Below are 26425 nucleotides of genomic sequence, written 5' to 3' on the forward strand. Positions count from 1 at the left end.
TCCTGCGGCGTCAGATGGCGGCTTGGGCGTCATTGCGGTTCAGCCAGCGGCGATAGACGGAGGTGAAGACGATGAGGATGGACAGGAGCAGTACGCCGTAGGCGGCGGACTGGGCGTAGTCGCGCGGCTGTTGACCGAAGCCGAGGTAGTAGGCCCAAGTCACGAGGATCTGGGCGTCGGGGGCCGTGTTGCCGAACAGCAGGAAGATGATCGCGAACTGGTTGAACGTCCAGATGATGCCGAGCAGGACGACCGTCGAGCTGACCGAGCGCAGTCCGGGCAGGGTGACGTGGCGGAAGCGCTGCCAGGCGTTCGCGCCGTCCATCTCCGAGGCCTCGTACAGCGTCGCGTCGATGGACTGCAGACCGCCGAGGAGCGAGACCATCATGAACGGCACGCCGCACCACGTGTTCACGAGGATCGCGGCGAGCTGCTGGAAGAGGGGGTCCTCCAGCCAGGCGGGTGTGGGCATGCCGAGCGCGTCGAGCGTGGTGTTGATGACGCCGGAGTCGGCGAGCATGAACCGCCAGGCGAAGACCGTCACGAACGTGGGCACGGCCCACGGCAGGATCAGCATCATCCGGTAGGCGGTGCGGCCGCGCAGCCCCTTCTGGTTGAGCAGCAGCGCGAGGCCGAGCCCGATGCCGTAGTGCAGGGCGACACAGGCCGCCGTCCACACGATGGTCCAGATGAAGTGCGACCAGAAGCGGTCGTACGAGGTCGGGCCCCACAGGATGTCGGCGTAGTTGTCGAGGCCGATGAACTTGTAGGTGGCGTCGATGTGGTTGACGCCGATGGTGCGGGCCGAGTTGAGGCTGTTGGCGTCGGTGAGCGTCAGGTAGAAGCCGCGGACCAGCGGGTACAGCACGATCACCGCGAGCACGACGACCACCGGGGCGATCATCGCGTACGCGTACCAGTGCTTCTGGTAACCGTTCTTGAGACGGGCCGTCAGGCCCGGGCGCCGGCCTCGGTCACCCCCGCTGGGGGCGGCCGGGCGCTCGACGGCGACAGTCATGGGAGTACACCTTCTGGTCTGCGGCTTCGAGTGGTGCGGGACAGCGGGTGCCGCGGTCTCGCGCGGGGCGGGCTGAGTCGGCGAGACCGCGGCACCTGATCGGGGGTGCTACTTGGTGAAGCCTTCGGGCAGGAGCTTCGCGTACTGGGTCACGACGGCGTCGATCGCCTTGTCGAGGCCCTCCTTGCCGCTGGCGGCCTTGGGCAGCTCGGTGTCGAGCGGGCCCCACAGCGAGCCGTACTCCGGCAGTTCGGGCCGCGGCTGGGCGGCGGGCAGCACCTTCTGGAAGCCGGCCAGGCCCGGGTCTGCGGTGACCTCGGCGGTGTACGCGTCGTCGCGCGTGGGCAGCGTCGCGTTCTTCAGGGCGATCTTCGACTGGGTCGCGGCCGACGTCATCCACTTCACGAACTTCAGGGACGCGGTCTGGTGCGCCTTGTCGGAGCCCGCGTACACGGAGAGGTTGTGGCCGCCGGTCGGGGCGGCCGCCTTGCCCGTCGAGCCGGCCGGGACGGTGGCGACGCCGAGGTTCGCCTTGTCCTTGAACGCCGAGCCCTTGTAGAAGTTCGTGACCTCCCACGGGCCCTCGACCGTCATGGCGACCTTGCCGTTGACGAAGGCGTCCTGGCGGTGGGCGTAGGAGTCGGCGGTGACGTCCGCCTTGTGCAGGCCCTTGCCGTCGAAGGTGGTCAGCCAGGTCTTGGTGGCCTTCTGGCCCTCGGCCGAGTTCAGCGTGATCTTCTTGGCCGCGGCGTCGACGGTGTCGGTGCCCTCGCCCATCAGGAACGGCTCGAGGTAGTAGCCCTTCTCGGAGCCCCAGTAGCCGTCGACGCCCGTCTTCGCCTTGACGGTGGCGGCGTCCTTCTTCAACTGGTCCCAGGTGGTGGGCGCTTCGGTGATGCCGGCCTTCTTGAAGAGGGCCTTGTTGTAGACGAGGGCGAGCGTGTCGGTGACCAGCGGGACGCCGTACGTCTTGCCCTCGTACTGGGCCTGCTTGATCAGGTTGGGCTGGAACTTGTCCTTCTCGGCGAGGGCCTCGGTGCCGTCGAGGGGCAGCAGGTAGCTCTTCTTGGCGAAGGCGGGGGTCCAGCCGACCTCGGCGCGCAGCACGTCGGGGGCGCCGCTGGCACCGGCCGCCGTGTCGAACTTGTTCTGCGCCTGGTCGAAGGGCACGTTGACGTACTTGACCTTGACGTCCTTGTTGGCCGCCTCGAACTCCTTGATCAGCGCCTTGTAGGTGGGCGCCTCGTTCGTGGCGTTCGACGTGTCCCACCACGTGATGGTGACCGGGCCCGACGCCTTGCCGCCGTCGTCGTCGCTACCGCCGCAGGCCGTCGCCGCGAGTGCGAGGGACGCCACCACCGCGGTGGCCGCTATGCCACGCCGCATGATCTCTCCTAGAGGGTGAAAGCCCGTGAGTGGGCAGGAAGCGGTCCCGTCCGCTTCCCTGGCCGACTTGCCGGCTGCACCGCTGCGGCCGCCGGGCGACGTGAACGTAACAGCGTGGAAAGTTCGGCGAAAGACCTTGCGCGAAATTTCTGCAAGGACCGGCCATCGTTACATCCCCGTGTCCTGGAGGTTGCCGGAAAGGCGGGTGACAAGCAGACCCATACAGGGGCAAAGACGACTGAATGTCCTGCAATTCCCGCTGCAAGCCGCTGAGTTGGGCCGTGAGAGCCGCTGCGGCGAGGACTGCAACACCTTCCAAAGGCGTTGCGGAGGGCGGGCCCGGGGCGATTCCCCTCGTCGGTGGGCATGGACGCAGGTAACCGGTACAGTCCCATCCCATGACCGCGCGGCTCGCCGACATCGCAGCCCAGGCGGGGGTCAGTGAAGCCACAGTCAGCCGCGTGCTCAACGGCAAGCCCGGTGTGGCCTCCGGCACCCGCGAATCCGTCATGGCCGCACTCGACGTGCTCGGCTATGAGCGCCCGCCGCGGCTGCGTACGCGCAGCGCGGGCCTGGTCGGACTGATCACCCCGGAGCTCGACAACCCCATCTTCCCGGCGCTCGCGCAGGTCATCGGCCAGGCGCTGACGCGCCAGGGCTACACGCCGGTGCTCGCCACGCAGACGCCGGGCGGCTCCACCGAGGACGAGCTCACCGAGATGCTGGTGGAGCGCAGCGTCGCCGGCATCATCTACGTCTCCGGGCTGCACGCGGACACCACCGCCGACACCCAGCGCTACGACCAACTGCGCGGCCAGGGCATCCCGTTCGTCCTCGTCAACGGGTTCTCGGCGCAGATCAAGGCGCCGTTCGTGTCCACCGACGACCGGGCCGCCACCCGGCTCGCCGTGGCGCACCTCGCCTCGCTGGGGCACACGCGGATCGGGCTCGCGGTCGGACCGCGGCGCTTCGTGCCGGTGCAGCGCAAGATCGAGGGGTTCCAGTCGGGGATGGCCGAGCGCCTCGGGCTCACCGCCGAGCAGAGCGAGGCGCTGGTCCAGCACTCGCTCTACACGATGGAGGGCGGCCAGGCCGCGGCGACGGCGCTTCTTGCGCAAGGTTGCACGGCGATCGTCTGCGCCAGCGACATGATGGCGCTCGGCGCCATCCGCGCCGCCCGGCAGGCGGGCCACCGCGTCCCGCAGGACGTGTCGGTGGTCGGCTTCGACGACTCCCCGCTCATCGCGTTCACCGACCCGCCGCTCACCACCATCCGCCAGCCGGTGCAGGCCATGGGGCAGGCGGCGGTCCGTGCGGTCCTGGAGGAGATCGGCGGGACGCCCGCGCCGCACACGGAGTTCGTGTTCATGCCGGAGCTGGTGGTGCGCGGCTCGACGGCCGCGGCGCCGCACGGGGCCTGAGAGCCTGAAGCCCGTCAGGCCGCCGCGTACAGCGGCTCCCACCAGTGGGCCTGTTCCCGGTACCAGTGCACGGTCTGGGCCAGTGCCTGCTCGAAGTCGCCGCGCGGGCGGTAGCCGAGCTCCTCGGTGATCCGGGTGTGGTCCACGGCGTAGCGCCGGTCGTGCCCCTTGCGGTCCGTCACGTGCCGGACGCGGTCGGGTCCCGCCCCGCACAGGGCGAGCAGCCGGTGCGTCAGGTCGAGGTTCGTGAGCGAGGTGCCGCCTCCGATGTTGTACGTACGTCCCGCGCGCCCCGCCGTACGGACCAGCTCGATGCCGCGCACGTGGTCGTCGACGTGCAGCCAGTCCCGGATCTGCAGGCCGTCGCCGTAGACGGGGACGGTGCCGCCGCTGAGCAGCGCGGCCAGGAACCGCGGGATGAGCTTCTCCGGGTGCTGGTACGGGCCGAAGTTGTTGGAGCAGCGGGTGACGCGGACGTCGAGGCCGTGCGTGCGGTGGTGGGCGAGCGCGAGGTGGTCGGCGGCCGCTTTCGACGCCGCGTAGGGCGAGTTGGGGTTCAGCGGGGAGTCCTCGGTGGCGGCTCCGCTCGGCAGGTCGCCGTACACCTCGTCCGTGGAGACCTGGACGAAGGTGTGCAGGCCGTGGCGGAGCGCGGCGTCCAGGAGGGTCTGCGTGCCGAGGACGTTCGTGGTGGTGAAGGCCGCGCCGGACACGATCGAGCGGTCCACGTGCGACTCGGCGGCGAAGTGCACGAGCTCGTCGTGCTGTCCGGCGAGCCGGTCCACCAGTCGGGCATCGCACACGTCGCCGTGGACGAAGGTGAGCCGGGGATCGCCGTGGACGGCGTCGAGGCGCGTCAGGCTGCCCGCGTAGGTGAGGGCGTCGAGCACGGTCACGGACACCCCGCGGGGTCCTGCCGGTCCGAGCAGGGCCCGCACATAGGCGGACCCGATGAAGCCGGCTCCGCCGGTGACGAGGAGGCGTCGGGTCGTTCGGGTCATGGGGAGGGCTGCACCTCAATGTGGACGGGGTCTGCGAGACGGGTTCTCACGGGATCAGGTGCACCTTGCTGTGGTCGCCGATGACCAGGCGGTGCGCCCGGGTCGGGCGGGGCGCCGCCGCGACGACGGCGCCGCGGCCGATGAGGGAGTCCTCGATGCGCGGGGCGCCTGCCACCCGGGCACCGGGGAGCAGGACCGAGTGGGCGATCGTGCTGTCCTCGATGCGGCAGTCCGCGCCGACGGCCGTGTACGGGCCGATGTCGGAGTCCGTGACGACGCTGCCGGGACCGATGATCGCGGGGCCCGTGACGCGTGAGCCCCGGACGACCGCTCCCTCGGCGACCAGAACCCGGCCGCGGACGGTGCTGCACGCGTCGACCTTGCCGTCGATGGCGCCGACCAGGGAGTCGAGGACGTGCCGGTTCGCCTCCAGCATGTCGTCGACGCTGCCGGTGTCCCGCCAGGTCGCGGCCGTGGTCTGGGCGCGTACGGGCAGTCCGCGGTCGATCATCCACTGGACGGCGTGCGTGATCTCGAGCTCGCCGCGGGCCGACGGCGTGATGGCACGCACGGCTTCGTGGACGGCGGGCGTGAACGCGTAGACGCCGACGAGGGCGAGGTCGCTGCGCGGGCGGTCCGGTTTCTCCTCCAGGGCGAGCACCCTGCCGCCGCCGTCGACCTCCGCCACTCCGAAGGCGGTGGGGTCGGCGACGCGGGTCAACAGCAGCCGCGCCGCGGCCGGTTCGGCCCTGGCGCGGGCCAGGAATCCGCCGACGCCCTCGGGGAGGTAGGTGTCGCCGAGGTAGAGGAGGAAGTCGTCGTCGCCGAGGAAGTCACGGGCGACGCGCACCGCGTGGGCGAGACCCAGCGGGCGCTCCTGCTCGAGGTAGGTCAGGCGCAGCCCGAACGCCGAGCCGTCGCCCGCGGCCCGGCGGATCTGCGGTCCGTGCGTGCCGACGACGACGCCCGCCTCGGTGATCCCGGCCGCGGCCAGGGACTCCAACGCGTAGAAGAGCACGGGCCTGTTGGCGATCGGCAGGAGCTGTTTGGCGCCGGTGTGCGTGAAGGGACGCAGCCTGCTTCCGGTGCCGCCCGCGAGGAGCAGGGCCTTCACAGGGGCCTCCGGCGGGGCGGGCGGTGCGGACCGTGTGGTCTGCGTCGTCTGCGTGGTCTCACGGATTCCTCCTCGGCGACCGCGACGGGCCCACGAGCCCGTCGGCGCCATGACTCAAGCAGAGGTGCCGAGGCATCCGCAAGACCGCTCTGAAATTTTCTGCAAGTACTTGCTAGAGGTGTTGTCGCGGTGTTTCACTCGGTGGCCGCACGAGTCGGCCGCAGGGGCCAACGGGCTTGCCCGGCAGCTCAGTTCGCACCAAAGGGAGCTCCAGTTGAGGCAACAGGACCGCCAGCGCGCCCAGTTGCGGCGGGAGGATCCGCATCTGGCACCGGGGGCCTCCGAGGAGGCGGCCGTGGGGCGGCGGGTCTTCGCCGAGGGGCGCGGCCCCGTGCTGACCGACCTCGACGGCAACCAGTACCTCGACTTCGCCGCCGGCACCCTCACCCAGTCCCTGGGGCACACGCACCCCGAGGTCGTCGAGGCGCTCACCGCGCAGGCCGGGCGGCTGTGGAACGTGCACGACGCGGCGACCCCGAACCGGGCCCAACTCCTCGACACGCTCGCCCGGTTGCTGCCCGAGCACCTCGACACGTACGCCCTCTTCTCCACCGGCGCCGAGGTCGTCGAGGCCGCGCTGCGCGTGGTGCAGGCGACGGCGCCGCCGGGACGCAACCGGATCGGCGCGCTGCGGCACGGCTTCCACGGCAAGACGATGGGCGCCCGGATGCTGGTGCACTGGGACATCGGCCACCAGGCTTTCGCGGGCAACTCCGTGCTCGGGTACGCGCCTTACTGCTATCGCTGCCCGCTGGGCCTGGAGCGGCCGACGTGCGGGGTGCGGTGCGCGTCGCTCGTGCGGCGGCACATCGCCGAGAAGCCGAACACCTCGGCGCTCGTCTTCGAGCCGGTGCTCGGCGCGGCCGGGGTGATCGTGCCGCCGCCCGGCTACTGGGAGCAGATCTCCGAAGCCGCCCGGGAGAACGGGGTGCTGCTCGTCGCCGACGAGGTGCTCACCGGCGGCGGCCGCACCGGAACGTTCCTGGCCAGTGAACTCATCGGCGTGGAGCCGGACTTGGTGGCGATGTCCAAGGGCCTCGCGAACGGCTTCCCGTTCGCCGTGCTCGCGGGCCGCCACGACCTGCTGCACGATCCGGCGGCGGCGACACCGGGCGCGTACGCCTCCACGTACGCGAGCAACCCCCTCGGGATCGCTGCGGCGCGCGCCACGCTGGAGGTCATCGAGCGCGACCGGCTGCTCGAACAGGTGGCGCGACTCGGGGAGTTGCTCGGCGACCGTCTCGGCGCACTCCACGAACGGTTCGAGAACCTGGGCGAGGTCCGCGGCCTCGGGCTGTTGTGGGGCCTGGAGTTCGTGACCGACCGGGCCAGCCGCACCCCCTCCCCCGCGCTCGCCCGCGCCGTGTACGCGGCCGCGCTCGATCTGGGTCTGCGGGTCGCGCTCGGCGGTCATGTACTGCGCCTGGCACCGCCGTTCACGATCGACGAGGCACTGCTCGACGAGGGTGTCGGCCTGTTGGCGAAGGCGATCGAGCAGGCGGTGGCCGCGTGATCGTCGCGCACGAGCTGGTCAAGGAGTTCAGGATCCCGGAGCGTCGGCCGGGCCTGGCCGGCAGCCTGTCCACCCTCTTCACGCGCAGGCACCGGGTCGTCCGGGCCGTGGACGGCGTGTCGTTCGAGATCCCGGCGGGCTCGCGCACCGCGTACATCGGGGCCAACGGCGCGGGCAAGTCCACGACCATCAAGATGCTCACCGGGATCATGACGCCGACCTCCGGGTACTGCCGGGTCCGCGGCATCGAGCCGTACCGGCACCGGCAGCGCAACGCCCGCTCGATCGGTGTCGTCTTCGGCCAGCGCAGCCAGCTGTGGTGGGACCTGTCGGTGCCGGACTCCTTCCGGATCCTGCGCCGCGTCTACGACATCCCCGCGCCGGTGTACCGGCGCAATCTCGGTCTGTACCGCGAGCTGCTCGACATCGACGCGCTCGGGACAACTCCCGTACGCCAGTTGAGTCTTGGCCAGCGAATGCGTGCGGAGATCGCGGCGAGCCTGCTGCACGACCCGGCCGTCGTGTTCTGGGACGAGCCGACCATCGGCCTCGACCTGGTGCTCAAGGAGGCGGTGCGCGAGCTCGTGGTCCGCGCGCACCGGGAGCTGGGCACGACCGTCGTGCTCACCAGCCACGACATCGCCGACATCGCCGCGATCTGCGACAGCGCGCTGGTCGTGGACCGCGGCCGCGTCGTCCACCAGGGCACCATCCAGGACCTGTTGCGCACGGCCGACCGGCGCTCCGTCGTCTTCGACCACCGTGAGCCGCTCGCGGCGGACGCCGTCTGCGCGCTGGTGGAGCAGGGGCTGCCCGGGGTGCAGGCCGCGCCTGCCGACGGGGGCCGCATCCAAGTGACGTACCCGGCAGGAGAGTTCACGTCGCGGCAGGTGCTCGCGTTCCTGCTCGACCGGTTCGACCTGGTGGACTGCTTCGCGCCCGAGCCGGACCTGGAGGACGTGCTGCGGCAGATCTACGGCCGCGGGCCGTCCGCGGTGCCGGCCGAGGTGGGCGGCGCATGAGGCCGCGCACCCTGAGGGCATACGTGCCGTTCGCGACCGGCGGACTGCAGTCACTGCTCCAGTACCGGTCGATGTTCGTGATCACCGGGGTGACCGCGGCGGCGGGCGCGGCCGTCACGGTCTTCCTGTGGCGGGCCGTGTACGGCGACGCCCCGGCGGACGGCGGGCCTGGCGGGTTCACCCTCGCCGGCATCACGACGTATCTGCTGGTCGCGCAGGTGCTGCAGGTCCTGCACACGAACCGGGTCGACGACGAGGTCGCCGCCGAGGTGTACCGCGGGGACGTCGCGGTGATGCTGGTGCGTCCCGTCAGCTATCCGCTGGTCCGGTTCTTCGCCTGTCTGCCGGTGGTCGCGGCCAACGCGGTCCTGGTCGCCGTGCCGGTCCTCGTGCTGTTCGCGCTCCTGGTGCCGCTGACCGTGCCGCGCCCCGGCGACGTGGCACTGTTCGCCCTGTCCGCCGTGCTGTCCGTCCTGATCGCGTTCTGCGTCAATCTCCTCACCGGCATGACCGGGTTCGTCACCACCAACACGTGGGGCGTGCGCATGGTCAAGCAGAGCGTGGTCGCCTTCTTCGCCGGGCAGTTGGTGCCGATCGCGCTGATGCCGGGGCCGCTGGCGGCGCTCGCGTACGCGCTGCCGTTCCGGGGCATGGTCGACGGTCCGCTGACGCTGCTGCTCGGCCGGTACGACGGTGCGGCGGGCGCCGTGGAGGTGCTTGCGCAGCAGGTGGGCTGGGTCACCGGGCTCGGTGTGCTGTGCGCGCTGCTGTGGCGGGCGGCGCTCGGCCGGCTCGAGGTGCTCGGCGGATGAGCGCACTGCGAACAGCCGCCCGCTACGCGCGGCTCTCCTGGTTCCTGGGCGGGGTGGGCCTGCACCGGCTCACCGCGTACCGGCTCGACTTCGTGCTCGGCGCCGGGGCGTTCCTGGTCCGGGTCGGGGTGCAGACGGCGGTGGTCGGCCTGGTGTTCCGGCAGGTGCCCGTGGTGGGCGGCTGGTCGTACCACGAGGTGGTGTTCCTGCTCGGCTTCTCGCTGCTGCCGCGCGGCCTCGACCACCTCTTCACCGACCAACTCTGGGAGCTCGGAAGGAAGTTGGTGCAGCGCGGCGAGTTCTACCGGCATCTCGTGCGGCCGGTCAGCCCGCTGTTCTCGCTCCTTTCGGAGCGGTTCTTCCACCCGGACGGCTTGGGCGAACTGGCCGTCGGTGCCGTGCTCGTGACCTGGTCGGGTTCGTCCCTGGGGCTCGACCTGACCGCCACCCAGTGGGCCCTTGCACCGCTGCTCGTGCTGTGCGGGGCGCTGATCCACACGGCGGTGAAGCTGCTGTTCGCGTCACTGTCGTTCTGGACGGTGACGAGCCTGCCCGCGATGTACGCGGCGAACCAGGTGTCCGAGTTCGCCGCCTACCCCCTCGACATCTACCACCCGACGCTGCGCGCCCTGCTGACGTGGGTGCTGCCGTTCGCCTTCACCTCGTACGTGCCGTGCGGCTATCTGCTGACCGGCGCGACGGGCCTCGTGGTGTGGCTGCCGCTGGTGACGGCCGGGGCGCTGGCCCTGGCGCTCGCGGTGTGGCGGCGCGGCATCACCACCTATGAGATGACCGGGAGTTGAGTGCCACATGAGTCGCATGAGCCGCTTGATCCGTGACGAAGAGTTGGACTCGCTGGTGCGCACCGCGCCGTGGATGCCGCAGGACGGACGCGCGGCCGAGCGGTTCGAACGGGTCGACCACGCCGTGCTCGGTTCGGCGGCACTGCTCCTGATCGTGGCGGCGGTCGGCGGCCCCGCCGCGGGCCGACGGTTCTTCGTGCCGGTGCGCGCCGGGAGCGGAGGCGGCCTCGAAGAGGCCCACGGCCACGAGGAGTTCGACGTCGCCGCGGTGACCAGGGCACTGGCCGGCGGGCGCCTGCACACGGCACGCGGCGGTGTCGTCGAGTTCCGGGGACCGGGTGGCACGCCCGGCGCGGTGCGACAACTCCCCTTCGACCAGGGCTGGTCCTCCAACGCCCTGTCCCTGGTGGACGTCGCGGGCACCCCTTGCATCCACAAGACGTACCGCCGGCTCGACGAGCCCGTCCACGAACCGGAGCTGCTGCGGCGCCTGACCGACACGGGCCGCACCCCGTCGTGGTGGGGCGACTACGCGTACCTCGACCCGGTCAGCGGCGCCCGTCACCCGCTGGGCGTCCTCTACCGGTACGCCCGGGGCGACGGCATCGACGTACCGCTGCGCGAGAACCTGCGCTCGATGTGGCCCCGCATCGGGGAGGCGTCCCCTGACGCTGTCGCCGTGTCCCATCTGCGCCCCCTTGAGGGGATGTTGACAGCGGCCGGGCACTTTCTGCGCGGCCTCCACCACGACCTGGGCGAGCGGCTGGGGAGCGGGACCACGTACCCGGTTCGCTCCGCGCTCGCGGATGCCACGCGGCGCGTCGCCGACCTCGACCGCGCCGCCGGTCTGCCGTTGCCCGCCGCGGCGCGGTCCACGGCGTTCACGGCACTGCGCACCGAACTCCGTTCCCTGGCAGGGGACTTCGACGGTGCTGCCCCCGCCGCAGGCCCCTGCCACGGCGACCTGCACCTGTCCCACCTCCTGTGCGAGCGCGACAGCGGCACCCCCTGGCGGATGACCGTCATCGACCTGTCCACCCCCGCCCTCTCCCCCGCCGACCCCCGCTGGGCCGAGCAGTCGCCCCTCCAGGACGTGGTCGCGATCGAACGGGCGCTGGAGTACTTCGCGGCCGACGAGGCGGCGTTCGAGAGCGCACGGCGACTCGGGGTCGACTCGCTGGAGACCATGCTCGGCACGCTGGACAGCGCGCTCCGCCTGCCGGAGGCCCAACGAGACGTGCACACAGGGGTGTTCGCCGCCGCAGATGCCTGGCGCGAGCGCGTCCTGCATCTGCTGCTCGGCGAGCGGGCCACGCCCGACGACCCGCTGCGCCGCCTGCTCTACGTGCGCCGCCTGCTGCACGAACTGGCCTACAACCAGGCCCATGCCCGCCCCTACCACGCGGCGATCGACCTGCGTCACGCCCGCGCCCTTCAGCCGACCGCCCGCCTCGCGAGGAAGTGACCGAGCCTTGGACCCGCGTATGCACATCATCGAGACGTACTTCGAATGCTGCGGCTTCGACCACACCTTCATCCAGGGCGGCACCTCCGTCTATCTGTGGAACCTGTCGAAGACGATCGCCGCGCGCGGCCACCGCGTGTCCATCGTGACCCCGGCCCACGGCCGCCTCGACGACCTGCGCGAGCGGTACGACGTGGAGGACCTGCCGTACGAGGACGCGTACACGCTGCCGGTGCCGCTCGACCCCGAGGTGTGGCGCGGCTTCCCCGCCGAGGCCGAGCTGGCGCTGCGCACCACGGCGCACCGCATCCGTCTCGACGGCGTCGATCTGTACTTCCTGGCCAACGAGTGGCTGGACAAGCTGCCCGACACCTTCTATCCGCCGTACGACAGCAAGGGCCGCGACCTGGTCTTCTTCAAGCCGCTCGTGTTCCAGGTCGACGCGGTGCGGTTCCTGCGGTCCTGGTTCGCCGACGAGAAGGCCCTGGTGCACGCGCACGAGCCGTACTACCACCACCTCCTCCCTGCGGCCCTGCGCGACGACCCGTCGAAGCTCGTCGTCAGCAACGTGCAGAGCAACATGCCGATCACCAAGAAGGTGTACGCGCCCGAGGTGCGCCGGATGCTCGAACTGCTCGGCGCGGACGTCGAGTTGCCGCCCGAGGAGCCGTCGGACGTCGACGCCCCCGCCGCCATGGTCCAGTACCAGCAGCGCACCCACCTCCACTACACCTACGGCCCCGACCACGTCCCGATCTATCAACTGACCGCCGAACACGCCGATTTGATCGACTTCCTCTCCCCGGGCCAGCTCGACTTCTACGCGTCCTTCCGCGACACCCCGTTCGAGGAACTCTTCGCCCGGCTGCCGATCGCCGATGTCGTGCGCCGCAACGCGCACAAGATGTTCGTCGGCGGCTGCGCCATCTCGGACCAGTGGCTCGCCTGGGACCCGGCCGACGTGGACCGCACGGCGGTGCTCGGCGCGCTCGGCCTCGACCCGGACCTGCCGACCTTCTTCCACAACGCCCGCTACGCCGTGCACCACAAGGGGCAGCTGGAGCTCGTCCGCGCCGTCGACCGGGTCCTCGGCGACGGGCTCGCGGCCAACTTCGTCGTGCGCTGCATCTCCGGCAGCGGCATCGACGACCCGCTCTTCCACGAGGTCGCCGCACGCCACAAGGGCCGGCTGCACCTCGAGTGGGAGCGGGTGCCGGAGCGGCAGGTGTTCGGGTACGCGGCCGCGTCCGACTTCTGCCTGTTCCCCTCGAAGTTCGAGATGGACACGTTCCTCATCGCGCAGGGCGAGGCGATGGCCGTCGGCTCCGTGCCCATCGCCACCGACCAGCGCGGCATGGAGCACTTCCGGCACGCGGACGGCCCCGGGACGACCACCGGGTACGCCGTGAACCGCTCGTTCGCCGAGGACGACGACCTGCTCGTCCACGCGCTCGCCGCCCGGATCCACGAGGCGGCGGCCCTGTGGCGCGAGGAGCCCGCGCGGTACGCGGAGCTGTCCCGGCGGGCGTCCGCCGTCGCCCGGGTCTTCACGTGGGGGCACTGCGCGGATCTGCACCTGGCGGCGTTCACCCGGCTCTGGTCGGGCGAGCCCGCCCGCCTCGACCCTCAACTGGCGCTGCGGCACGGCTGGTTCGACCTGCTGGACGACGAGGACCTCACCGTGGACGCGGCCGTGGCGCACGGCGACCTCGACGCGTACGAGCGGTGCGCGCCGCTCGACGACGACGCGGCCCGCCGCGTCTTCGCCGCCGCCTGGGAGCGCGCCGACTTCACCACGTGCGAACGGGTCGCCGCGCGCAGGCCGGGCGCGATCGACGAGGCCGCTCTGGCACGGCTGCGCGGACGGGCCCGTGTCGCCCCGGACGGCACCCTCAGCTACCGGCTGCCGCACGCGGCCCGCGTCGAGGCCGTGACCCCGGGTGCCGGGGCGAACGGCCGGGCGCTGCCCCACGTACGGGCACTGGAGCGGTCCGCGCCCGGCGAGTTCACCGGCCGGACCGATGCGGGACTGCTGCTCCTCACCCTCGACTCGGGGCGGCTGACCTGGGACGAGGTGCGGCATGGCTGAGCACACCGGCGTCCGCGCGGTCCTGCTGGCCGGCGGCGAGGGCCGACGCATGGGCCCGCTCGGCACGGGCCGCCTCAAACCCCTGGTCCCGTACGGCGGCGCCTGCCGCCTCATCGACTTCAGCCTCGCCAACGCGCACGCCTCGGGGCTCGGCGAGGTGCTGCTGCTCTCCCAGTTCGAGGAGCGGCAGCTGATGGACGACCTGCATCGCGTGTGGCACGCCCGGCCCGGGCTGCGGGTGCACTTCGGGCCGTACGACGCCGCGTACCGGACGGCGCCTGCGGGCCGCCTGCCGGGCGAACTCCCCGCCCGCACCTGGGCGTTGGAGCGCGGCACGGCCGACGCGCTGATCCGCAAGGCCCCGTACGTCTTCGGCGGCGGCGCCGAGCGGGCGGAGCACGTCCTCGTCCTGCACGCCGACCACGTCTACCGCTTCGACTACGGGCCGCTGATCGCCGCGCACCGGGCGTCGGGCGCCGCGCTCACGGTCGCGTACCAGCGCATCGAGCGGCGCTGGGTGCACCTGTTCGGCATGGTGGAGTTCGACGCGCACGGCCGTCTGACGCAGTTCGTGGAGAAGCCCGAACTGCCCACCTCCGACCTGGTGTTCGCGGCGTTCTGCGTCTTCGACGCGGCCGCCCTGCACCGGTATCTGGAGCTGCTCGACGGCACGGACTGGCAGCACGACATCAGCCGCGACGTCATCCCCGCCATGCTCGCCGCGGGCGAGGACGTCCGCGGCTACGAGGTCCGCGACCACTGGGCCGACATCGGCACGGTGGAGCGCTACCACCGCGCCCATCTGGCCCTGGCCGAGGACCCGCGCGCCGGGCTTTCGGTGGACCGGATGCCGTGGACCGTGCGGCCCCAGGTGCGCCGCGCCTGGGTCGGCGAGGCGCCCGGCGTCCGCTCGTCCTGGGTGCCGCGGGACCTCGTCAACGACGGGCACGTGGAGTCCAGCGTGCTCTTCCCCGGCGTCCGGATCGGCGCGGGCGCCCGGGTGCGCCGCAGCGTCGTGCTGCCCGGCGCCGTCGTTCCCGCGGGCGCCGACATCGACTCGGCGGTGGTCCTGGAGGACGGGACCGTCCAGGACGTACCGCACACCGAAGGAGTACTCGCATGACGACGGACCCCCAGACCTACGACATCCTCGTGGCCGGCGGCGCGGGCGTGGACACCATCGTCCGCGTGCCCGAGCTCCTCGTGCCGCCCGGCGACTCGCTGTTCGTGCCCCCGGTGCGCGACTACGTCGCCCACACCGGCAACGGCGTGGCGCGCGGCGCGCACGCCCTCGGCCTCGCCACCAAGTTCATCGACTTCCTCGGCGACGACGTCCAGGGCCGGGAGATCCTGTCCGCGTACGCCGGCGGCGTCCTCGACTTCAGCCACGTCGTCTCGCCGCACGGCACGCCGCGCGGCATCAACCTCGTCGACGCGCAGGGCCGCCGCTTCTCCTTCTACGACGGCCGCCACCCGGCGGACCTGCGGCTGCCGCGCGACTTCTACCTGCCGTTCCTGCGCCGGGCGCGCCACGTCCACCTGTCCATCACGGGCGTCACGAAGGACATGTACGCCGACGTCCACCGCCTCGGTGTGCCGAGCTCCACGGACCTGCACGACTGGGACGGGGAGAACCCGCACCACCGCGCGTACGCGCTCGCCTCCGACTACGTCTTCCTGAGCGCGGCCTCGATCCACGACCGGCTCGACGACGTGCTGCGGTCGATTCTGGCGCAGGGCCGGGCGCGCCTGGTCGTGGCGACGGACGGTGCCGCGGGCTGTCACGTCCTGGAGCGCGGCGAGGACAAGCCGCGCCACTACCCGGCCGTGGCGCCCGAGCGGCCCGTCGTCGACAGCAACGGCGCCGGGGACGCGTTCGTGAGCGCCTTCCTGTACGCGCTCGGGCAGAAGCGGCCGGTGGACGAGTGCGTGCGCGCCGGGTCGGTGTCGGGCGCGTTCGCGTGCACCAGCGAGGGCACGCACACCGAGTTCATCGACGCGGCCGGGCTGCGGGCCGGGTGCGCCCGCGCCGCCGCGACGGCCGGCTGAGGGCGGGGACCAGCGACGTGCACATCATCACGTTCTCCTTCGAGTGCGGCGGCTTCGACCGGCCGCTGATGCGCGGCGGCCTGTCGCCGCTGGTGTGGCAGCTGTCGCGCCAGTACGCCGCACAGGGCCACCGGGTGTCCCTGGTGACGCCCGCGCACGGCCATCTGGAGCGGCTGCGGGCGTCGTACGCGATCGAGGAGCTGCCCGGGACCGGCGCGCCGCACACCGTCCCCCTGGTCCTCGACCCGAAGGTGTGGGCCGGTCAACCCGCCGAGATGTCACTGGAGTTGACGACGACCGCGCACCGGATGCGGCTCGACGGCGTGGACGTGTACTTCCTGTCGGACGACTGGCTCGACCTGCTGCCCGACCGGCTGTATCCGCCGCCGGGCGCGGAGGGCCGCGACCTGGCCCACTTCAAGCCGCTGGTGTTCCAGGTCGCCGGGCTGAGGTTCGTGCAGGAGGTGCTGCGGCCGCGGGACGCGCGCGCCGAGCCGGCCGTGGTGCACGCCTTCGAGCCCGCCTACCACTATCTGTTGCCGCCGGTCCTCGCGCGGGATCCGCTGCTGCGCACGGTGAGCACGGTCGCCGCGAACGCACCGGTCGGGCAGAAGGTGTACCGACCGCAGGTGGAGCGGCTGTTGGCCCTGTTCGGGGTCCACGGCACGGACCTGGACGTCCTGGACGGTCCGCTGCCGGCCGAGGACTCGGCGCGTGCGGTGATGGGGCGGGCGCTCGCCGGGACGCGGATGCACGCCGAGTACGGGCCCGACCACGTCGGCCTGTTCCCGCTGATCGCGGCGCACGCCGATCTCGTCGACTTCGTGTCACCGGGGCAGCAGGCCTACTACAGCACCTTCCGTGACGCACCGGTCGAGGCGCTGTTCGAGACGCTGCCGGTGTCGCGGGTGCTGCGGCGGCGCGCGGACCGGCTGCTGACCGGCGGCTGCGGCGTCACGGACAGCTGGCTCGCCCGGGACCCGGCGTCGGTGGACCGGGAGCGGGTGCTGCGCCGTCTCGGCCTCGACCCGGCGGCGCCGGTCTTCCTCCACTCGGCGCGCTACGCGGTGCACCACAAAGGGCAGTTGGAGCTGATGCGGGCCGTGGAGGAGGTCCTCGACGGCGGTCTCGAGGCGAGCTTCCTCATCCGGTGCGCCACGGGGGACGGCGAGGCGGCGAACGCGTACTTCCTCTCCGTGGCCGACCGCTTCCCCGGCCGGGTCCGGCTGACCTGGGACCTCGCCGAAGAGGACACCCTGTTCGAGGAGGCGGCGTGCGCGCAGTTCTGTGTGTTCCCGTCGAAGTTCGAGCTGGACGGCTTCCTCATCGCGCAGGCCGAGGCGATGGCGTGCGGGGCCGTGCCGATCGCGACCGACCAGCAGGTGACCCGGCACTTCCGGCACGGTGTGCGGCCCCTCACCGACCCGTCGGCCACCGGGTTCGCGGTGCGCGGCTCGTTCCGGGACGACGACCCCGCACTGGCCACGGAACTCGCCGCCCGCATCCGGGAAGCGGCCACCGTCCACCGCACACGACCCGAGACGTACGCCCGGCTGTCGGCCAACTCCCGTTCTCTGGCACGCGAGTTCACCTGGGAACGGGCCGCGCGCACGCGCCTCGACGCCTTCGAGGACGTGGTGCGGGGGCGTCCCCGGCCGTTCCCCGCATCGGCGGCGATCGCGTACGGCTGGTTCGACGACCTGCCGGAGACCGCGCGGACCGAACACGCCGATGCGCTACGGGAATCCGCGCTCGCCCACGGAGACGCCGACGCGTGGGAGCGCGCGGGCGGCCCGATGGACCCCGGCTCCTGCGAGCGACTCTTCGCGGCGGCCTGGTCCCGGGCGGACTTCGCCCGCTGCCTGCGCACGGCCGTCCTGGCGGACCGCCCGGACCTGGCCGCGCGGGTGCACGGGCGGGGGCGCGTCGAGGGGGACGCGGAGGGCGGATGGCGGGTGGTGTACCGGCATGAGGGGGTGGTGCGGGTCGAGGTGGTCGTGGAGGGGAGTGCGTCCCGGGAGGGCTTCGGCCTGGAGACCCCGGGCGAAGCCCTCGCCTCCGACGAACCCGTGCCCGGTCCGACCGGGGCCGTGCTCGTCGCCCTCTCCCCCGGCTCTCCCGAGCACCCCGGGGTCTTCAGCGGAGCGCTGGGCGGCCGGCCCCCGGGGCGGGAGCTGGTCGTCATGCTCACCCTCGTCTCCGGCCGCGTCACCTGGGACTCCCTGCCCCTGGCCCGGCCGCCGTACCGGCTCGTCGCCACCGACCTCGACGGAACCCTGTTGCGCGACGACCTCACGGTGTCGCCGCGCACCCTGCGCGCGCTCGCCGCGGTGGCCGACGCGGGCGCGCACCACGTGGTCGTCACGGGCCGCCCGGCCGCCGCGTGCGCCCGCATCCTCGACGCCCTCGGCTACCGGGGGCTCGCCGTCTGCGGCCAGGGGGCGCAGCTGTACGACGCGGGGTCCGGGCGGCTGTTGTCGTCGGCCTCGCTCGGGCGCGACCTGGCCCGCCGCGTCGTCGCACGCGTGGAGGAGGCGCTCGGGCCCGTCGAGCTGGGCGTCGTCACGGCGCCGCCCGACAGCCGGTTCAAGGTGACCGAGCGGTTCGGCGAGCGGGTGCGGCACGGCTGGGACGTGACCGCCGACCGGGCCCGCCTGTGGGACGACCCGGTCGACAAGCTGATCCTGCACCACCCGGAACTTCCCGAGGACGAACTCGCCGCCAGAACAAAGGAGTTGTGCGGCGCCGACGTGACCGTCGTGCACTCCGTGAAGGGCATGGTCGAAGTGCTGCCCCCGGGCACCACCAAGGCCGCGGGACTGGAACGGGCGGCCCGGCTGCTCGGCTGCACCGGCGCCGACGCCCTCGCCTTCGGCGACATGCCCAACGACATTCCGCTGCTCACGTGGGCCGCACACGGTGTGGCCGTCGCGAACGCGCACCCCGCACTGTGCGCCGTCGCCGACGAGATCGCCCCCGGCAACGAGGAGGACGGCGTCGCCTCCGTCCTTGAACGCCTCTTCGGCTCCGAAGCGCACCACGACTAGCCCCCCCCCCCCCCCCGCCGACACACACGTACACGTACGCCACGAGCCGACATACAGGCACACGCACACCACGAAAGGCACCCACCGATGCCCCCGCCCGATCCCCTCGCCCGCCTCGCCCGCGCCCACGGCGTGGCCGTCTCCTACACGACCGACCGCGGGGAACGCGTCGCCGTCCCGCCGGACACCCTCGTCGCCGTCCTCGCGGCCTGCGGGGTGGACGCCGCCACCCCCGCCGCCGCGCACGCCGCGCTCGCCGCCCATGAACGGCGGTGCGCGGAGCGGCTGTTGCCGCCCTGCGTCGTGGTCCGGCAGCCGCATCCCGTACGCCGTGAGAGCCTCGGCCTGCCGCACGACGCCGAGGTCCATGTGGAGACGGAGGGCGGCGGGCGCGCCCCGGCCGACGGGCCGCTGCCCGTAGGTCTGCACACCCTCCGCGCCCGCACCGCCCGCGGCGCCGACAGCACGCATCTGCTCGTCACGCCCGAGCGACTGTCCGTACCGGAGGGTCGCCACTGGGGTTTCACGGTCCAGCTCCACTCGGCCCTGTCGCGCCGTTCCTGGGGCATGGGCGACCTCGCCGACCTGGCGGAGCTCGCCGAGTGGTCGGGGCGTGAACTGGGTGCGGGGTTCCTGCAGTTGGGCCCGCTGCACGCGGCGGAGCCGGGGCCGCTGACCGATCCGTCGCCCTACCGGCCGAGTTCACGGCGGTTCCCCGACCCCCTGCACGTCCGGGTGGAGGCGGTCCCCGAGTACGCGTACCTCGACGGCGCCGCCCGTCGCACCGTCGACGCCTGCGCCACCCGCGCGCGGGTCCTCAACGAGGATGTTCTCAGCGGGAGTTCGCTGATCGACCGGGACGCCGTGCGCGCGCTCAAGACGTCCGCGCTGCGGCAGGTGCACGACGCGGTGCCGCTCACACCGGGGCGTGCCGCCGCCTTCGCCGCGTTCGTCCGCCGCGAGGGCCGTGACCTCACCGACTTCGCCACGTGGTGCGCCCTCGCCGAGGTGCACGGCGGCGCCTGGCGGTCGTGGCCGGCCGGGCTGCGCGATCCGCGGTCGGCCGCGGTGGCCCGCGCCCGCGCCGAACTCGCCGGCTCCGTCGCCTTTCATCACTGGCTCGCCTGGATCACGGACGAGCAGCTCGCCGACGCGCAGCGACGGGCCGTCGGCGCCGGGATGCCGGTCGGGCTCGTGCACGACCTGGCGGTCGGGGTGTCTCCGCACGGCGCGGACGCCTGGGCCCACCAGGACTTCCTCGCTGCCGGGATGAGCGTGGGCGCGCCGCCGGACGACTTCAATCGGCGCGGCCAGGACTGGGGGCAGCCGCCGTGGCGGCCGGATGCGCTGGCGGCCGCCGGATACCGGCCGCTGGCCGGGCTATTGCGTGCCGGGTTCCGTCATGCCGGGGCGCTCCGCGTCGACCACGTGATGGGGCTGTTCCGGCTGTGGTGGGTCCCCGAGGGACGACCGCCGTCGGAGGGCACGTACGTCCGTTACGACGCCGACGCCATGCTCGGCACGCTGATGCTGGAGGCGCATCGGGCGGGGGCGGCCGTCATCGGCGAGGACCTCGGCACGGTGGAGGCGGGGGTGCGCGAGCGGCTCACCGACCGCGGGGTCCTCGGCACGTCCGTGCAGCGCTTCGAGTACGTCGGCGGTTCCGAGGGCCGGCACGGTCCCCTGCCCGCGCCCGAGTGGCGTACGGACTGTCTGGCCACGCTCACCACGCACGACCTGCCCACCACGGCCGCCTGGCTGAGCGGTGAGCACGTCGAACTCCGGGCCCGGCTCGGCCTGTTGACCCGTCCGGAGACGCAAGAGAAGGCGCAGGCCGCGGCCGAGCGGGACGGCTGGCTGGCCGAGCTGGTCCGTGCGGGCCTGCTGCCGCAGGGCGAGGTGGACCCCGAGGCGGCGCTGCTCGCCCTGCACCGGTTCCTGCTGAGCACGCCGTCGCGGCTGCTCGGTGTGTGGCTGCCCGACACGGTCGGGGACCGCCGCCCGCAGAACCTGCCCGGCACGTCCACGGTGCACCCCAACTGGCGGCTTCCGACGGCCGATGCCGCCGGGCGGCCGGTCCCGCTGGAAGAGCTGCCCGACCACCCACTCGTACGGAAGGTCACCCAGTTGTTCGCGCGTTCGCACACCGAGGAGAGAGATGTCAGGGCAGGTTCTTGCTGAGGCCGGGCCGGGCGTGCGCGAGGACGCCGGCGGCTTCGGCCTGCTGGCACCCGACGGCACGGCCTACCGCGTGGACGTCACCGACGGCGTCTTCGACCGGGACAATCCGCTCCTCGCGCGCGCCCTCACGGGCCGCCGCGTCGTCGCCTTCGTCAGCCCGACGGTCGACCGGCTGTACGGCGACCGGCTCCGCGCCTATCTCAACGCCCATCTGGACGAGGGCAGTTGGAGCGTCCATCCGATCCGTACCGGCGAGCACCACAAGACGCTGGCCGCGGCCGAGCAGGTCTGTGCGACGGCGAAGGCGGCCGGGCTCGACCGGCACGGGGTGATGCTGGCGGTGGGCGGCGGCATCGTCGCGGACGTCGTCGGGTTCGCCGCGTCGATGTACGCGCGCGGCATCCGCTACGTCAAGGTCAACACGACGCTGGTGGGCCAGGTGGACGTCGGCGTCGGCGTGAAGACGGGCGTCAACGCCCTGCGCACGAAGAACATGTTCGGCGCCTACCACCCCGCCCACGCGTCCCTCAACGACGCGTCGCTCCTGTCCACGCTGCCGCCGCGGGAGATCCGCTGCGGGCTCGCCGAGATCGTGAAGATGGCCGTGATCCTGGACGAGGACCTGTTCCGCGCCCTGGAGGACCATCCGGACGTGTTCCTCAACTCCGCCGCATCCGGAGGGGAGTTGGAGACGTACGTGCTGCGTACCTCGATGCGGCTGATGATGGACGAGCTCTGCCCCAATCTGCGCGAGCACGACCTGGCGCGGCTCGTGGACTTCGGGCACACCTTCAGCCCGGTGATCGAGACCGCGGGCGACCACCGCCTCGAGCACGGCGAGGCGGTCGCCGTCGACATGGCCCTGTCCGCGCACATCGCGCGGCTGCTCGGCCTGACCGACGACGCCACCTGCGCCCGGATCGTGCGGCTGCTGCGGCGCATCGGCCTGCCCGTGCACGACGCGCGCACCTGCACGCCCGAGCTGATGGCCCACGCCCTGCGGGCGTCCTGGGAGCGGCGCGGGCGCAGGCTGCACCTGGTGGTTCCGGCGGCGCCCGGCAAGGCGGTCTTCGTCGACGAACTCCAGGACGTGCCCGAGCGGTTGCTGCGCTCGGCGCTCGACGCGCTGGCGCGGGACGGAGGGCCGCACGGTGGCTGACCCGCATGACACGCGTCTCACGCACCGCCGCCCCGCGCTCGCGAACCTGCGCGAACTGCTCGCACCGAAACCGCACGACCACGGCGGTCTCGGCACGATCCTTGCCCACCGGGCCTTCGCCCGCCAACAGGGCGGCAGCGGCGCCGAGTTCGTCGACCTGGCCGTGCTTCCGCCGGGCACCTCCATCGGCCGGCACCGGCACGGCGCCGACCGGGAGACGTACATCGTGCTCGACGGCAGCGGCCTGATGTTCCGGGACGGCGAGGAGTTCCGGGTCGTCGAGGGCGACGTCGTCGTGAACCGCCCGCACGGCGAACACGGCCTCGTCAACGACGGCGGCACGCCGCTGCGCCTGCTCGTGTTCGAGGAGCCGGTCCCCGATCCGCTCGACCGCACCGAGGGAGACATCGCGTGAACTTCCCCGCCCCCGATGCCCCGTTCACCGTCCTCGACGTGGGCGGGACCACCCTGCGCATCGCGGACTACGACCCGGCGACGGGCTCCCTGTCCCGTGCGCGCCGCATCCCGGTCGACGGCATGGCCCGCGATCCGGGCGCTCCCGTGCCGCTCCTGCAGGAACGGGTCGTCGCCCAGCTCGTCCGCGAGGTCGAGGCACACACCGCGGCGGGCGGCACCCCGCGCGCCGTCGGCGTCGCGTTCGCCGGGCCGATCACCGCGGGCGGCCTCGTGCTGGCCGCGCCGACGGTGTGGGGCGCACGCGGCGAGCCGCTGCCGCTGGGCGGACTGCTCACCGAGCGGCTCGGCGTCCCGGTGGTCGTCGTCAACGACCTGACCGCGGCCGCCTGGCGCTACGCCACCACGGAGAGCCGGCCGTTCTGCCTGCTCACCGTCAGCTCCGGCATCGGCAACAAGGTCTTCCGCGGCGGCGAGGTGCTGCTCGACGCGGACGGCCACGGCGGCGAACTCGGCCACTGGACCTGTGACACCTCCCCCGACGCGCCCCGGTGCGACTGCGGGGGCCGCGGGCACCTCGGGGCGATCGCCTCGGGCCGCGGCGTGCTCGCCGCCGTGCGCCGGGCCGCGGCCGCCGACCGGGCCGGCTTCGCGGCCTCGCCCCTGTCGTCGTACACCGACGGGCGCCCCGAAGCGATCACCAACCAGGCGATCGCGGCAGCGGTCCGCGCCGACGACCCGTTCGCCACCGCCGTGCTGCGCTCCACGCTCACCGCGCTGGCCCAGGCCATCACCTCGGTGTTCACGTCGATCGGGATCTGCCGGTACATCGTGATGGGCGGCTTCGCCCTCGCCGTCGGGGAACGCTACCGGCGGCTCCTGGTCGGGGAGTTGACGCGTCTGGGCTGCTTCGGCCTGGACGCCCGGGACATCGACGCGATGGTCTCGCTCGGCGCGGCCGACGACGACCACGGGCTGCTCGGCGCGGGGCACCTCCTCGCCGCGCGCATGCCCTCGCCCGCGGGGCAGGTGACGCGGTGACCGGCATCGGCGACAGGGGCCGCACGGACGGCACGGGCGGCACAGGCGGCACAGGCGGCACAGGCGGCACAGGCGGCACCCTGATCATCGGCAGCGGTTTCATCGGCACCGCCCTCGCCCGCCGCCTCGCCGCGTCCGGCACGGCGGTCACCCTGGCCTCGCGGGGTCGGCCCGCGAGCGATCCCGCGTCGTACGGGGCCTGCTGGCGCGCCCTGGACGCCACCGATCCGGAGGCGTGCGGGCGGCTGCTCGCGCGGCTGCGGCCGCGCGGTGTCGTCCTGGTGCACGGGCCGTCCGACGTGACGTGGTGCGAGGCGCATCCGGGCGAGGCGGCCCGCGCCCACGCCGCGGTCGCCGACAACGTGGCGGCCCTGGCCCTGGGTGCACGCATCCTGCTGATCTCGACGGACAACGTGTTCGACGGCACCGCGCCGGGCGCCACCGAGTCGACTCCGGTGTCCCCGGCGAACGCCTACGGCCGCGCCAAGCGGGGCGCCGAGCGGATCCTGTCGGCCACGGCGGCGGACGCGGTCGCCCTGCGGGTCAGCCTCGTGTACGGGCACGAACCCGCGGACGCGGGGAAGTGGCTCAACTTCTTCGCGGCCTGCGCACACCGGCTGCTGCGCGGCGAGGAGGTGCGGGCGCCGTGCGACCACTGGACGACCCCGGTCACCGTCGACGACGTCGCCCGGGTCGCGGCCGCCGTGCTGACCGCGCCCGGGCCGCTGCCCCCGGTGCTGCACCTCGGCGGCCCGGACCGTGTGACGCGCGCCGAGTGGGCGGGGGTCGTCGCCGACGCGCTCGGGGCGCCCCGCCGCCTCGTGGTCCCGGTGCCCAAGGCTCTGACGCGGTACGCGTCACGCCCCGAGAACGCCTGCCTGGCAAGCGAGTTGCTGCACCAGGTGCTCGCTCCCGAGGTCGCCGCGCTGCAGGGGATCGAGGCGGGGGCGCGGTCGCTGGCCCCCGCCTTCCTCCGGGAGGTCAGCCGCGCAGCACCGTGATGAGCTCGCTCACGGTCCGCGTCATCGCCTCCCGCCCGACCGTCAGGTACTTGCGCGAGTCGACGGCGTCGGGGTGGGCGGCGAGGAACTCCCGGATGGCGGCGGTCATCGCGATGTTCAGCGCCGTGCCCACGTTGACCTTGGCGATGCCGCCGCGCACCGCGGCCGTCAGCTCGGCGTCCGGCACGCCGGACGAGCCGTGCAGCACGAGCGGCACCCCGAACTCGCCGAGGCCTTCGGCGAGCCGCTTGAGCAGGTCGTGGTCGAGGGCGGCGGTGCGGGTGGTCATGGCGTGCGAGGAGCCGACGGCGACGGCCAGCGCGTCCACCCCGGAGTCGCGGACGAACGCGCGGGCCTCCGCCGGATCCGTGCGGGCGCCGGGCGCGTGCGCGTCCAGCGGCGCGGCCCCGTCCTTGCCGCCGACCTCCCCCAACTCGGCCTCCACCCACAGGCCGTTGGCGTGGCCCCAGTCGGCGGCGGTGCGGGTCGCGGCGAGGTTCTCGTCGTAGGGCAGACGCGCGGCGTCGTACATGACCGAGCTGAATCCGGCGTCGACGGCCTGCCGCAGCAGGTCGTCGCTCTGTACGTGGTCCAGGTGCAGGGCGACGTCGACGCGGGCCGACGCGGCGACGGCGGTGGCGGCGCGGGCCAGCGGCAGGAGCCGGCCGTAGCGGTAGCGCACCGCGTTCTCGGAGATCTGCAGGATGACGGGTGCGTCCACGGCCTCGGCCCCGGCGACGACGGCCTCGACGTGTTCGAGCGTGATGACGTTGAACGCGGCGACGGCACCGCGCCGGGCGGCGGCGGCACCGATGAGCGTCCCTGTGGCTGCGAGGGGCACTGCCCCTCCTCTCACGTGGCAGACAGCGATGGTCAGTTGGCGGCGTCGAGGATCACGGAGCGGGTGAGGTGGCGCGGCTGGTCCGGGTCGAGGCCCTGGCGGGCGGCGACCGCGACGGCCAGGCGCTGGGCGCGGACGAGTTCGGCCAGCGGGTCGAGCCGCCCCTCCACCCAGATCGCGCCCGTCGCGCAGACCTGCTCGGCAAGCCCCTCGGGCGCCTCGCCGAGCATCCAGGTGGCGGTGCCGGAGGTGGTGACGCTGATCGGGCCGTGGCGGTACTCCATCGCCGGGTACGCCTCGGTCCAGGACAGGGACGCCTCGCGCATCTTCAGCGCGGCCTCGTTGGCGAGGCCGACGGTCCAGCCGCGGCCGAGGAAGGTGAACTGGCCGCATTCCACGAGCCCTTCGGGCAGCGGCTCGGCGAGCGCGGTGCGCGCGTCGGCGACCGCCTGCTCGGTGTGCAGCCCGAGGTGGGCGCGGAGCAGGGTGAGCGCGGTGGTGGCGAAGCGGGTCTGCACGACGGACTGCTCGTCGGCGAACTCCAGGACCACCAGGTCGTCGGCGGCCGTCCTGATCGGCGTGTTCGGGTCGCCGGTGATCGCGGTCGTGCGGACCTTCCCCTTGAGGGCGGCCAGCAGGTCGAGCACCTCCGTGGTGGTGCCGGAGCGGGTGAGCGCGATCACCCGGTCGTAGGCCCGCCCGGCCGGGAACTCGGAGGCCGCGAACGCGTCGGTCTCCCCCTGCCCCGACTGCTCGCGCAGCGCGGCCGCGGCCTGCGCCATGAACCAGGAGGTGCCGCAGCCGACGATCGCGACCCGCTCCCCGGCGGCCGGCAGGGCCGCCTTGTGCTGCGCGGCCAGGCCCGCGGCCCGCGTCCAGCACTCCGGCTGGCTGTTCAGCTCGTTCTCGACATGGCTCATGCCGTGCCCCACTCCCCGAAATGTCCCGTGCGAGCGCACCTACGCCACGCAGTGCTTGTTCCTGCAAG

General features: G+C 73.0%; 21 protein-coding genes. 15 read left to right on the top strand and 6 right to left on the bottom strand.

From position 1 onward, the window contains the following. Nucleotides 1-10: 10 nt before the first annotated feature. On the bottom strand, nucleotides 11-1018 hold the full coding sequence (locus ACIBUY_RS36805; protein ID WP_365578137.1) for a sugar ABC transporter permease: 1008 nt from the start codon (nucleotides 1016-1018) through the stop codon (nucleotides 11-13). Between the two features lie 108 nt (nucleotides 1019-1126). Then, the gene (locus ACIBUY_RS36810) at nucleotides 1127-2404 is read right to left on the bottom strand and encodes an extracellular solute-binding protein (RefSeq protein WP_365578139.1); all 1278 of its coding nucleotides are present in this window, start codon (nucleotides 2402-2404) and stop codon (nucleotides 1127-1129) included. 398 nt (nucleotides 2405-2802) lie between these two features. Here ACIBUY_RS36810 and ACIBUY_RS36815 point away from each other — a divergent pair, with 398 nt between their 5' ends. Beyond that, entirely contained in the window at nucleotides 2803-3825 is a 1023-nt protein-coding gene (locus tag ACIBUY_RS36815) for a LacI family DNA-binding transcriptional regulator (protein WP_365578141.1), read from the top strand. A 14-nt stretch (nucleotides 3826-3839) separates the two neighbouring features. On the opposite strand, the gene rfbB is transcribed toward ACIBUY_RS36815, so the two are convergent. Together rfbB and ACIBUY_RS36825 are read right to left on the bottom strand one after the other, a co-directional pair. After that, entirely contained in the window at nucleotides 3840-4826 is a 987-nt protein-coding gene (gene rfbB, locus ACIBUY_RS36820; RefSeq protein ID WP_365578143.1) for a dTDP-glucose 4,6-dehydratase, read from the bottom strand. Between the two features lie 46 nt (nucleotides 4827-4872). Further along, on the bottom strand, nucleotides 4873-5940 hold the full coding sequence (locus ACIBUY_RS36825) for a glucose-1-phosphate thymidylyltransferase (protein WP_365578145.1): 1068 nt from the start codon (nucleotides 5938-5940) through the stop codon (nucleotides 4873-4875). A gap of 274 nt (nucleotides 5941-6214) precedes the next feature. On the opposite strand from ACIBUY_RS36825, the gene ACIBUY_RS36830 reads away from it, so the two are divergent. The 14 genes from ACIBUY_RS36830 (at nucleotide 6215) to ACIBUY_RS36895 (ending at nucleotide 24596) form a co-directional block, all read left to right on the top strand. After that, complete coding sequence (locus ACIBUY_RS36830) at nucleotides 6215-7513, top strand: aspartate aminotransferase family protein (protein ID WP_399154960.1); 1299 nt, start codon at nucleotides 6215-6217, stop codon at nucleotides 7511-7513. Next, on the top strand, nucleotides 7510-8535 hold the full coding sequence (locus ACIBUY_RS36835) for an ATP-binding cassette domain-containing protein (protein WP_399154961.1): 1026 nt from the start codon (nucleotides 7510-7512) through the stop codon (nucleotides 8533-8535). Before ACIBUY_RS36830 ends, ACIBUY_RS36835 begins: the two co-directional genes overlap by 4 nt. Further along, nucleotides 8532-9347 carry an ABC transporter permease gene (locus ACIBUY_RS36840; protein WP_399154962.1) on the top strand — a complete coding sequence of 272 codons (816 nt, stop codon included), beginning with the start codon at nucleotides 8532-8534 and terminating at the stop codon, nucleotides 9345-9347. The genes ACIBUY_RS36835 and ACIBUY_RS36840 overlap by 4 nt, the downstream gene beginning before the upstream one ends. After that, nucleotides 9344-10150, top strand: a complete 807-nt coding sequence (locus ACIBUY_RS36845) for an ABC-2 family transporter protein (protein WP_365578153.1) — start codon at nucleotides 9344-9346, stop codon at nucleotides 10148-10150. The genes ACIBUY_RS36840 and ACIBUY_RS36845 overlap by 4 nt, the downstream gene beginning before the upstream one ends. Before the next feature lie 16 nt (nucleotides 10151-10166). Beyond that, entirely contained in the window at nucleotides 10167-11615 is a 1449-nt protein-coding gene (locus ACIBUY_RS36850) for a hypothetical protein (protein ID WP_399154963.1), read from the top strand. A 7-nt stretch (nucleotides 11616-11622) separates the two neighbouring features. Beyond that, nucleotides 11623-13704: a glycosyltransferase gene (locus ACIBUY_RS36855; protein ID WP_399154964.1), complete on the top strand. Its 2082-nt coding sequence runs from the start codon at nucleotides 11623-11625 to the stop codon at nucleotides 13702-13704. Next, entirely contained in the window at nucleotides 13697-14827 is a 1131-nt protein-coding gene (locus ACIBUY_RS36860; protein ID WP_365578159.1) for a sugar phosphate nucleotidyltransferase, read from the top strand. The genes ACIBUY_RS36855 and ACIBUY_RS36860 overlap by 8 nt, the downstream gene beginning before the upstream one ends. Then, the gene (locus ACIBUY_RS36865) at nucleotides 14824-15753 is read left to right on the top strand and encodes a PfkB family carbohydrate kinase (RefSeq protein WP_365578161.1); all 930 of its coding nucleotides are present in this window, start codon (nucleotides 14824-14826) and stop codon (nucleotides 15751-15753) included. The genes ACIBUY_RS36860 and ACIBUY_RS36865 overlap by 4 nt, the downstream gene beginning before the upstream one ends. Before the next feature lie 17 nt (nucleotides 15754-15770). After that, nucleotides 15771-18800, top strand: coding sequence for an HAD-IIB family hydrolase (locus tag ACIBUY_RS36870; protein WP_399154965.1), 3030 nt, complete (start codon nucleotides 15771-15773; stop codon nucleotides 18798-18800). An 87-nt stretch (nucleotides 18801-18887) separates the two neighbouring features. Further along, nucleotides 18888-20981: a 4-alpha-glucanotransferase gene (gene malQ / locus ACIBUY_RS36875; protein ID WP_399154966.1), complete on the top strand. Its 2094-nt coding sequence runs from the start codon at nucleotides 18888-18890 to the stop codon at nucleotides 20979-20981. Beyond that, nucleotides 20959-22140: a sedoheptulose 7-phosphate cyclase gene (locus ACIBUY_RS36880; RefSeq protein ID WP_399154967.1), complete on the top strand. Its 1182-nt coding sequence runs from the start codon at nucleotides 20959-20961 to the stop codon at nucleotides 22138-22140. The genes malQ and ACIBUY_RS36880 overlap by 23 nt, the downstream gene beginning before the upstream one ends. After that, nucleotides 22133-22555 carry a cupin domain-containing protein gene (locus tag ACIBUY_RS36885; RefSeq protein ID WP_365578169.1) on the top strand — a complete coding sequence of 141 codons (423 nt, stop codon included), beginning with the start codon at nucleotides 22133-22135 and terminating at the stop codon, nucleotides 22553-22555. The genes ACIBUY_RS36880 and ACIBUY_RS36885 overlap by 8 nt, the downstream gene beginning before the upstream one ends. Beyond that, a complete protein-coding gene (locus ACIBUY_RS36890) occupies nucleotides 22552-23595 on the top strand; it encodes an ROK family protein (RefSeq protein ID WP_399154968.1) in 1044 nt (347 codons plus the stop codon). Before ACIBUY_RS36885 ends, ACIBUY_RS36890 begins: the two co-directional genes overlap by 4 nt. Next, entirely contained in the window at nucleotides 23592-24596 is a 1005-nt protein-coding gene (locus tag ACIBUY_RS36895; protein WP_399154969.1) for an SDR family oxidoreductase, read from the top strand. The genes ACIBUY_RS36890 and ACIBUY_RS36895 overlap by 4 nt, the downstream gene beginning before the upstream one ends. Here the strand turns inward: ACIBUY_RS36895 and ACIBUY_RS36900 are convergent. Then, nucleotides 24577-25437, bottom strand: a complete 861-nt coding sequence (locus ACIBUY_RS36900) for a ketose-bisphosphate aldolase (RefSeq protein ID WP_399154970.1) — start codon at nucleotides 25435-25437, stop codon at nucleotides 24577-24579. The two genes, ACIBUY_RS36895 and ACIBUY_RS36900, sit on opposite strands and share 20 nt — an antisense overlap. Before the next feature lie 32 nt (nucleotides 25438-25469). Continuing rightward, a complete protein-coding gene (locus ACIBUY_RS36905; protein WP_399154971.1) occupies nucleotides 25470-26357 on the bottom strand; it encodes an SIS domain-containing protein in 888 nt (295 codons plus the stop codon). Nucleotides 26358-26425: the final 68 nt, after the last annotated feature.

This window comes from Streptomyces sp. NPDC050085 (assembly GCF_044460595.1).
Lineage (GTDB): Bacteria > Actinomycetota > Actinomycetes > Streptomycetales > Streptomycetaceae > Streptomyces.

Bases quoted from the DNA above. Each gene is read 5' to 3' on its own strand.
- ACIBUY_RS36805 (WP_365578137.1), bottom strand. From the start codon at position 1,018: ATGACTGTCGCCGTCGAGCGCCCGGCCGCCCCCAGCGGGGGTGACCGA.
- ACIBUY_RS36815 (WP_365578141.1), top strand. From the start codon at position 2,803: ATGACCGCGCGGCTCGCCGACATCGCAGCCCAGGCGGGGGTCAGTGAA.
- ACIBUY_RS36905 (WP_399154971.1), bottom strand. From the start codon at position 26,357: ATGAGCCATGTCGAGAACGAGCTGAACAGCCAGCCGGAGTGCTGGACG.
- rfbB (WP_365578143.1), bottom strand. From the start codon at position 4,826: ATGACCCGAACGACCCGACGCCTCCTCGTCACCGGCGGAGCCGGCTTC.
- ACIBUY_RS36810 (WP_365578139.1), bottom strand. From the start codon at position 2,404: ATGCGGCGTGGCATAGCGGCCACCGCGGTGGTGGCGTCCCTCGCACTC.
- ACIBUY_RS36860 (WP_365578159.1), top strand. From the start codon at position 13,697: ATGGCTGAGCACACCGGCGTCCGCGCGGTCCTGCTGGCCGGCGGCGAG.
- ACIBUY_RS36880 (WP_399154967.1), top strand. From the start codon at position 20,959: ATGTCAGGGCAGGTTCTTGCTGAGGCCGGGCCGGGCGTGCGCGAGGAC.
- ACIBUY_RS36840 (WP_399154962.1), top strand. From the start codon at position 8,532: ATGAGGCCGCGCACCCTGAGGGCATACGTGCCGTTCGCGACCGGCGGA.
- ACIBUY_RS36845 (WP_365578153.1), top strand. From the start codon at position 9,344: ATGAGCGCACTGCGAACAGCCGCCCGCTACGCGCGGCTCTCCTGGTTC.
- ACIBUY_RS36850 (WP_399154963.1), top strand. From the start codon at position 10,167: ATGAGCCGCTTGATCCGTGACGAAGAGTTGGACTCGCTGGTGCGCACC.
- ACIBUY_RS36865 (WP_365578161.1), top strand. From the start codon at position 14,824: ATGACGACGGACCCCCAGACCTACGACATCCTCGTGGCCGGCGGCGCG.
- malQ (WP_399154966.1), top strand. From the start codon at position 18,888: ATGCCCCCGCCCGATCCCCTCGCCCGCCTCGCCCGCGCCCACGGCGTG.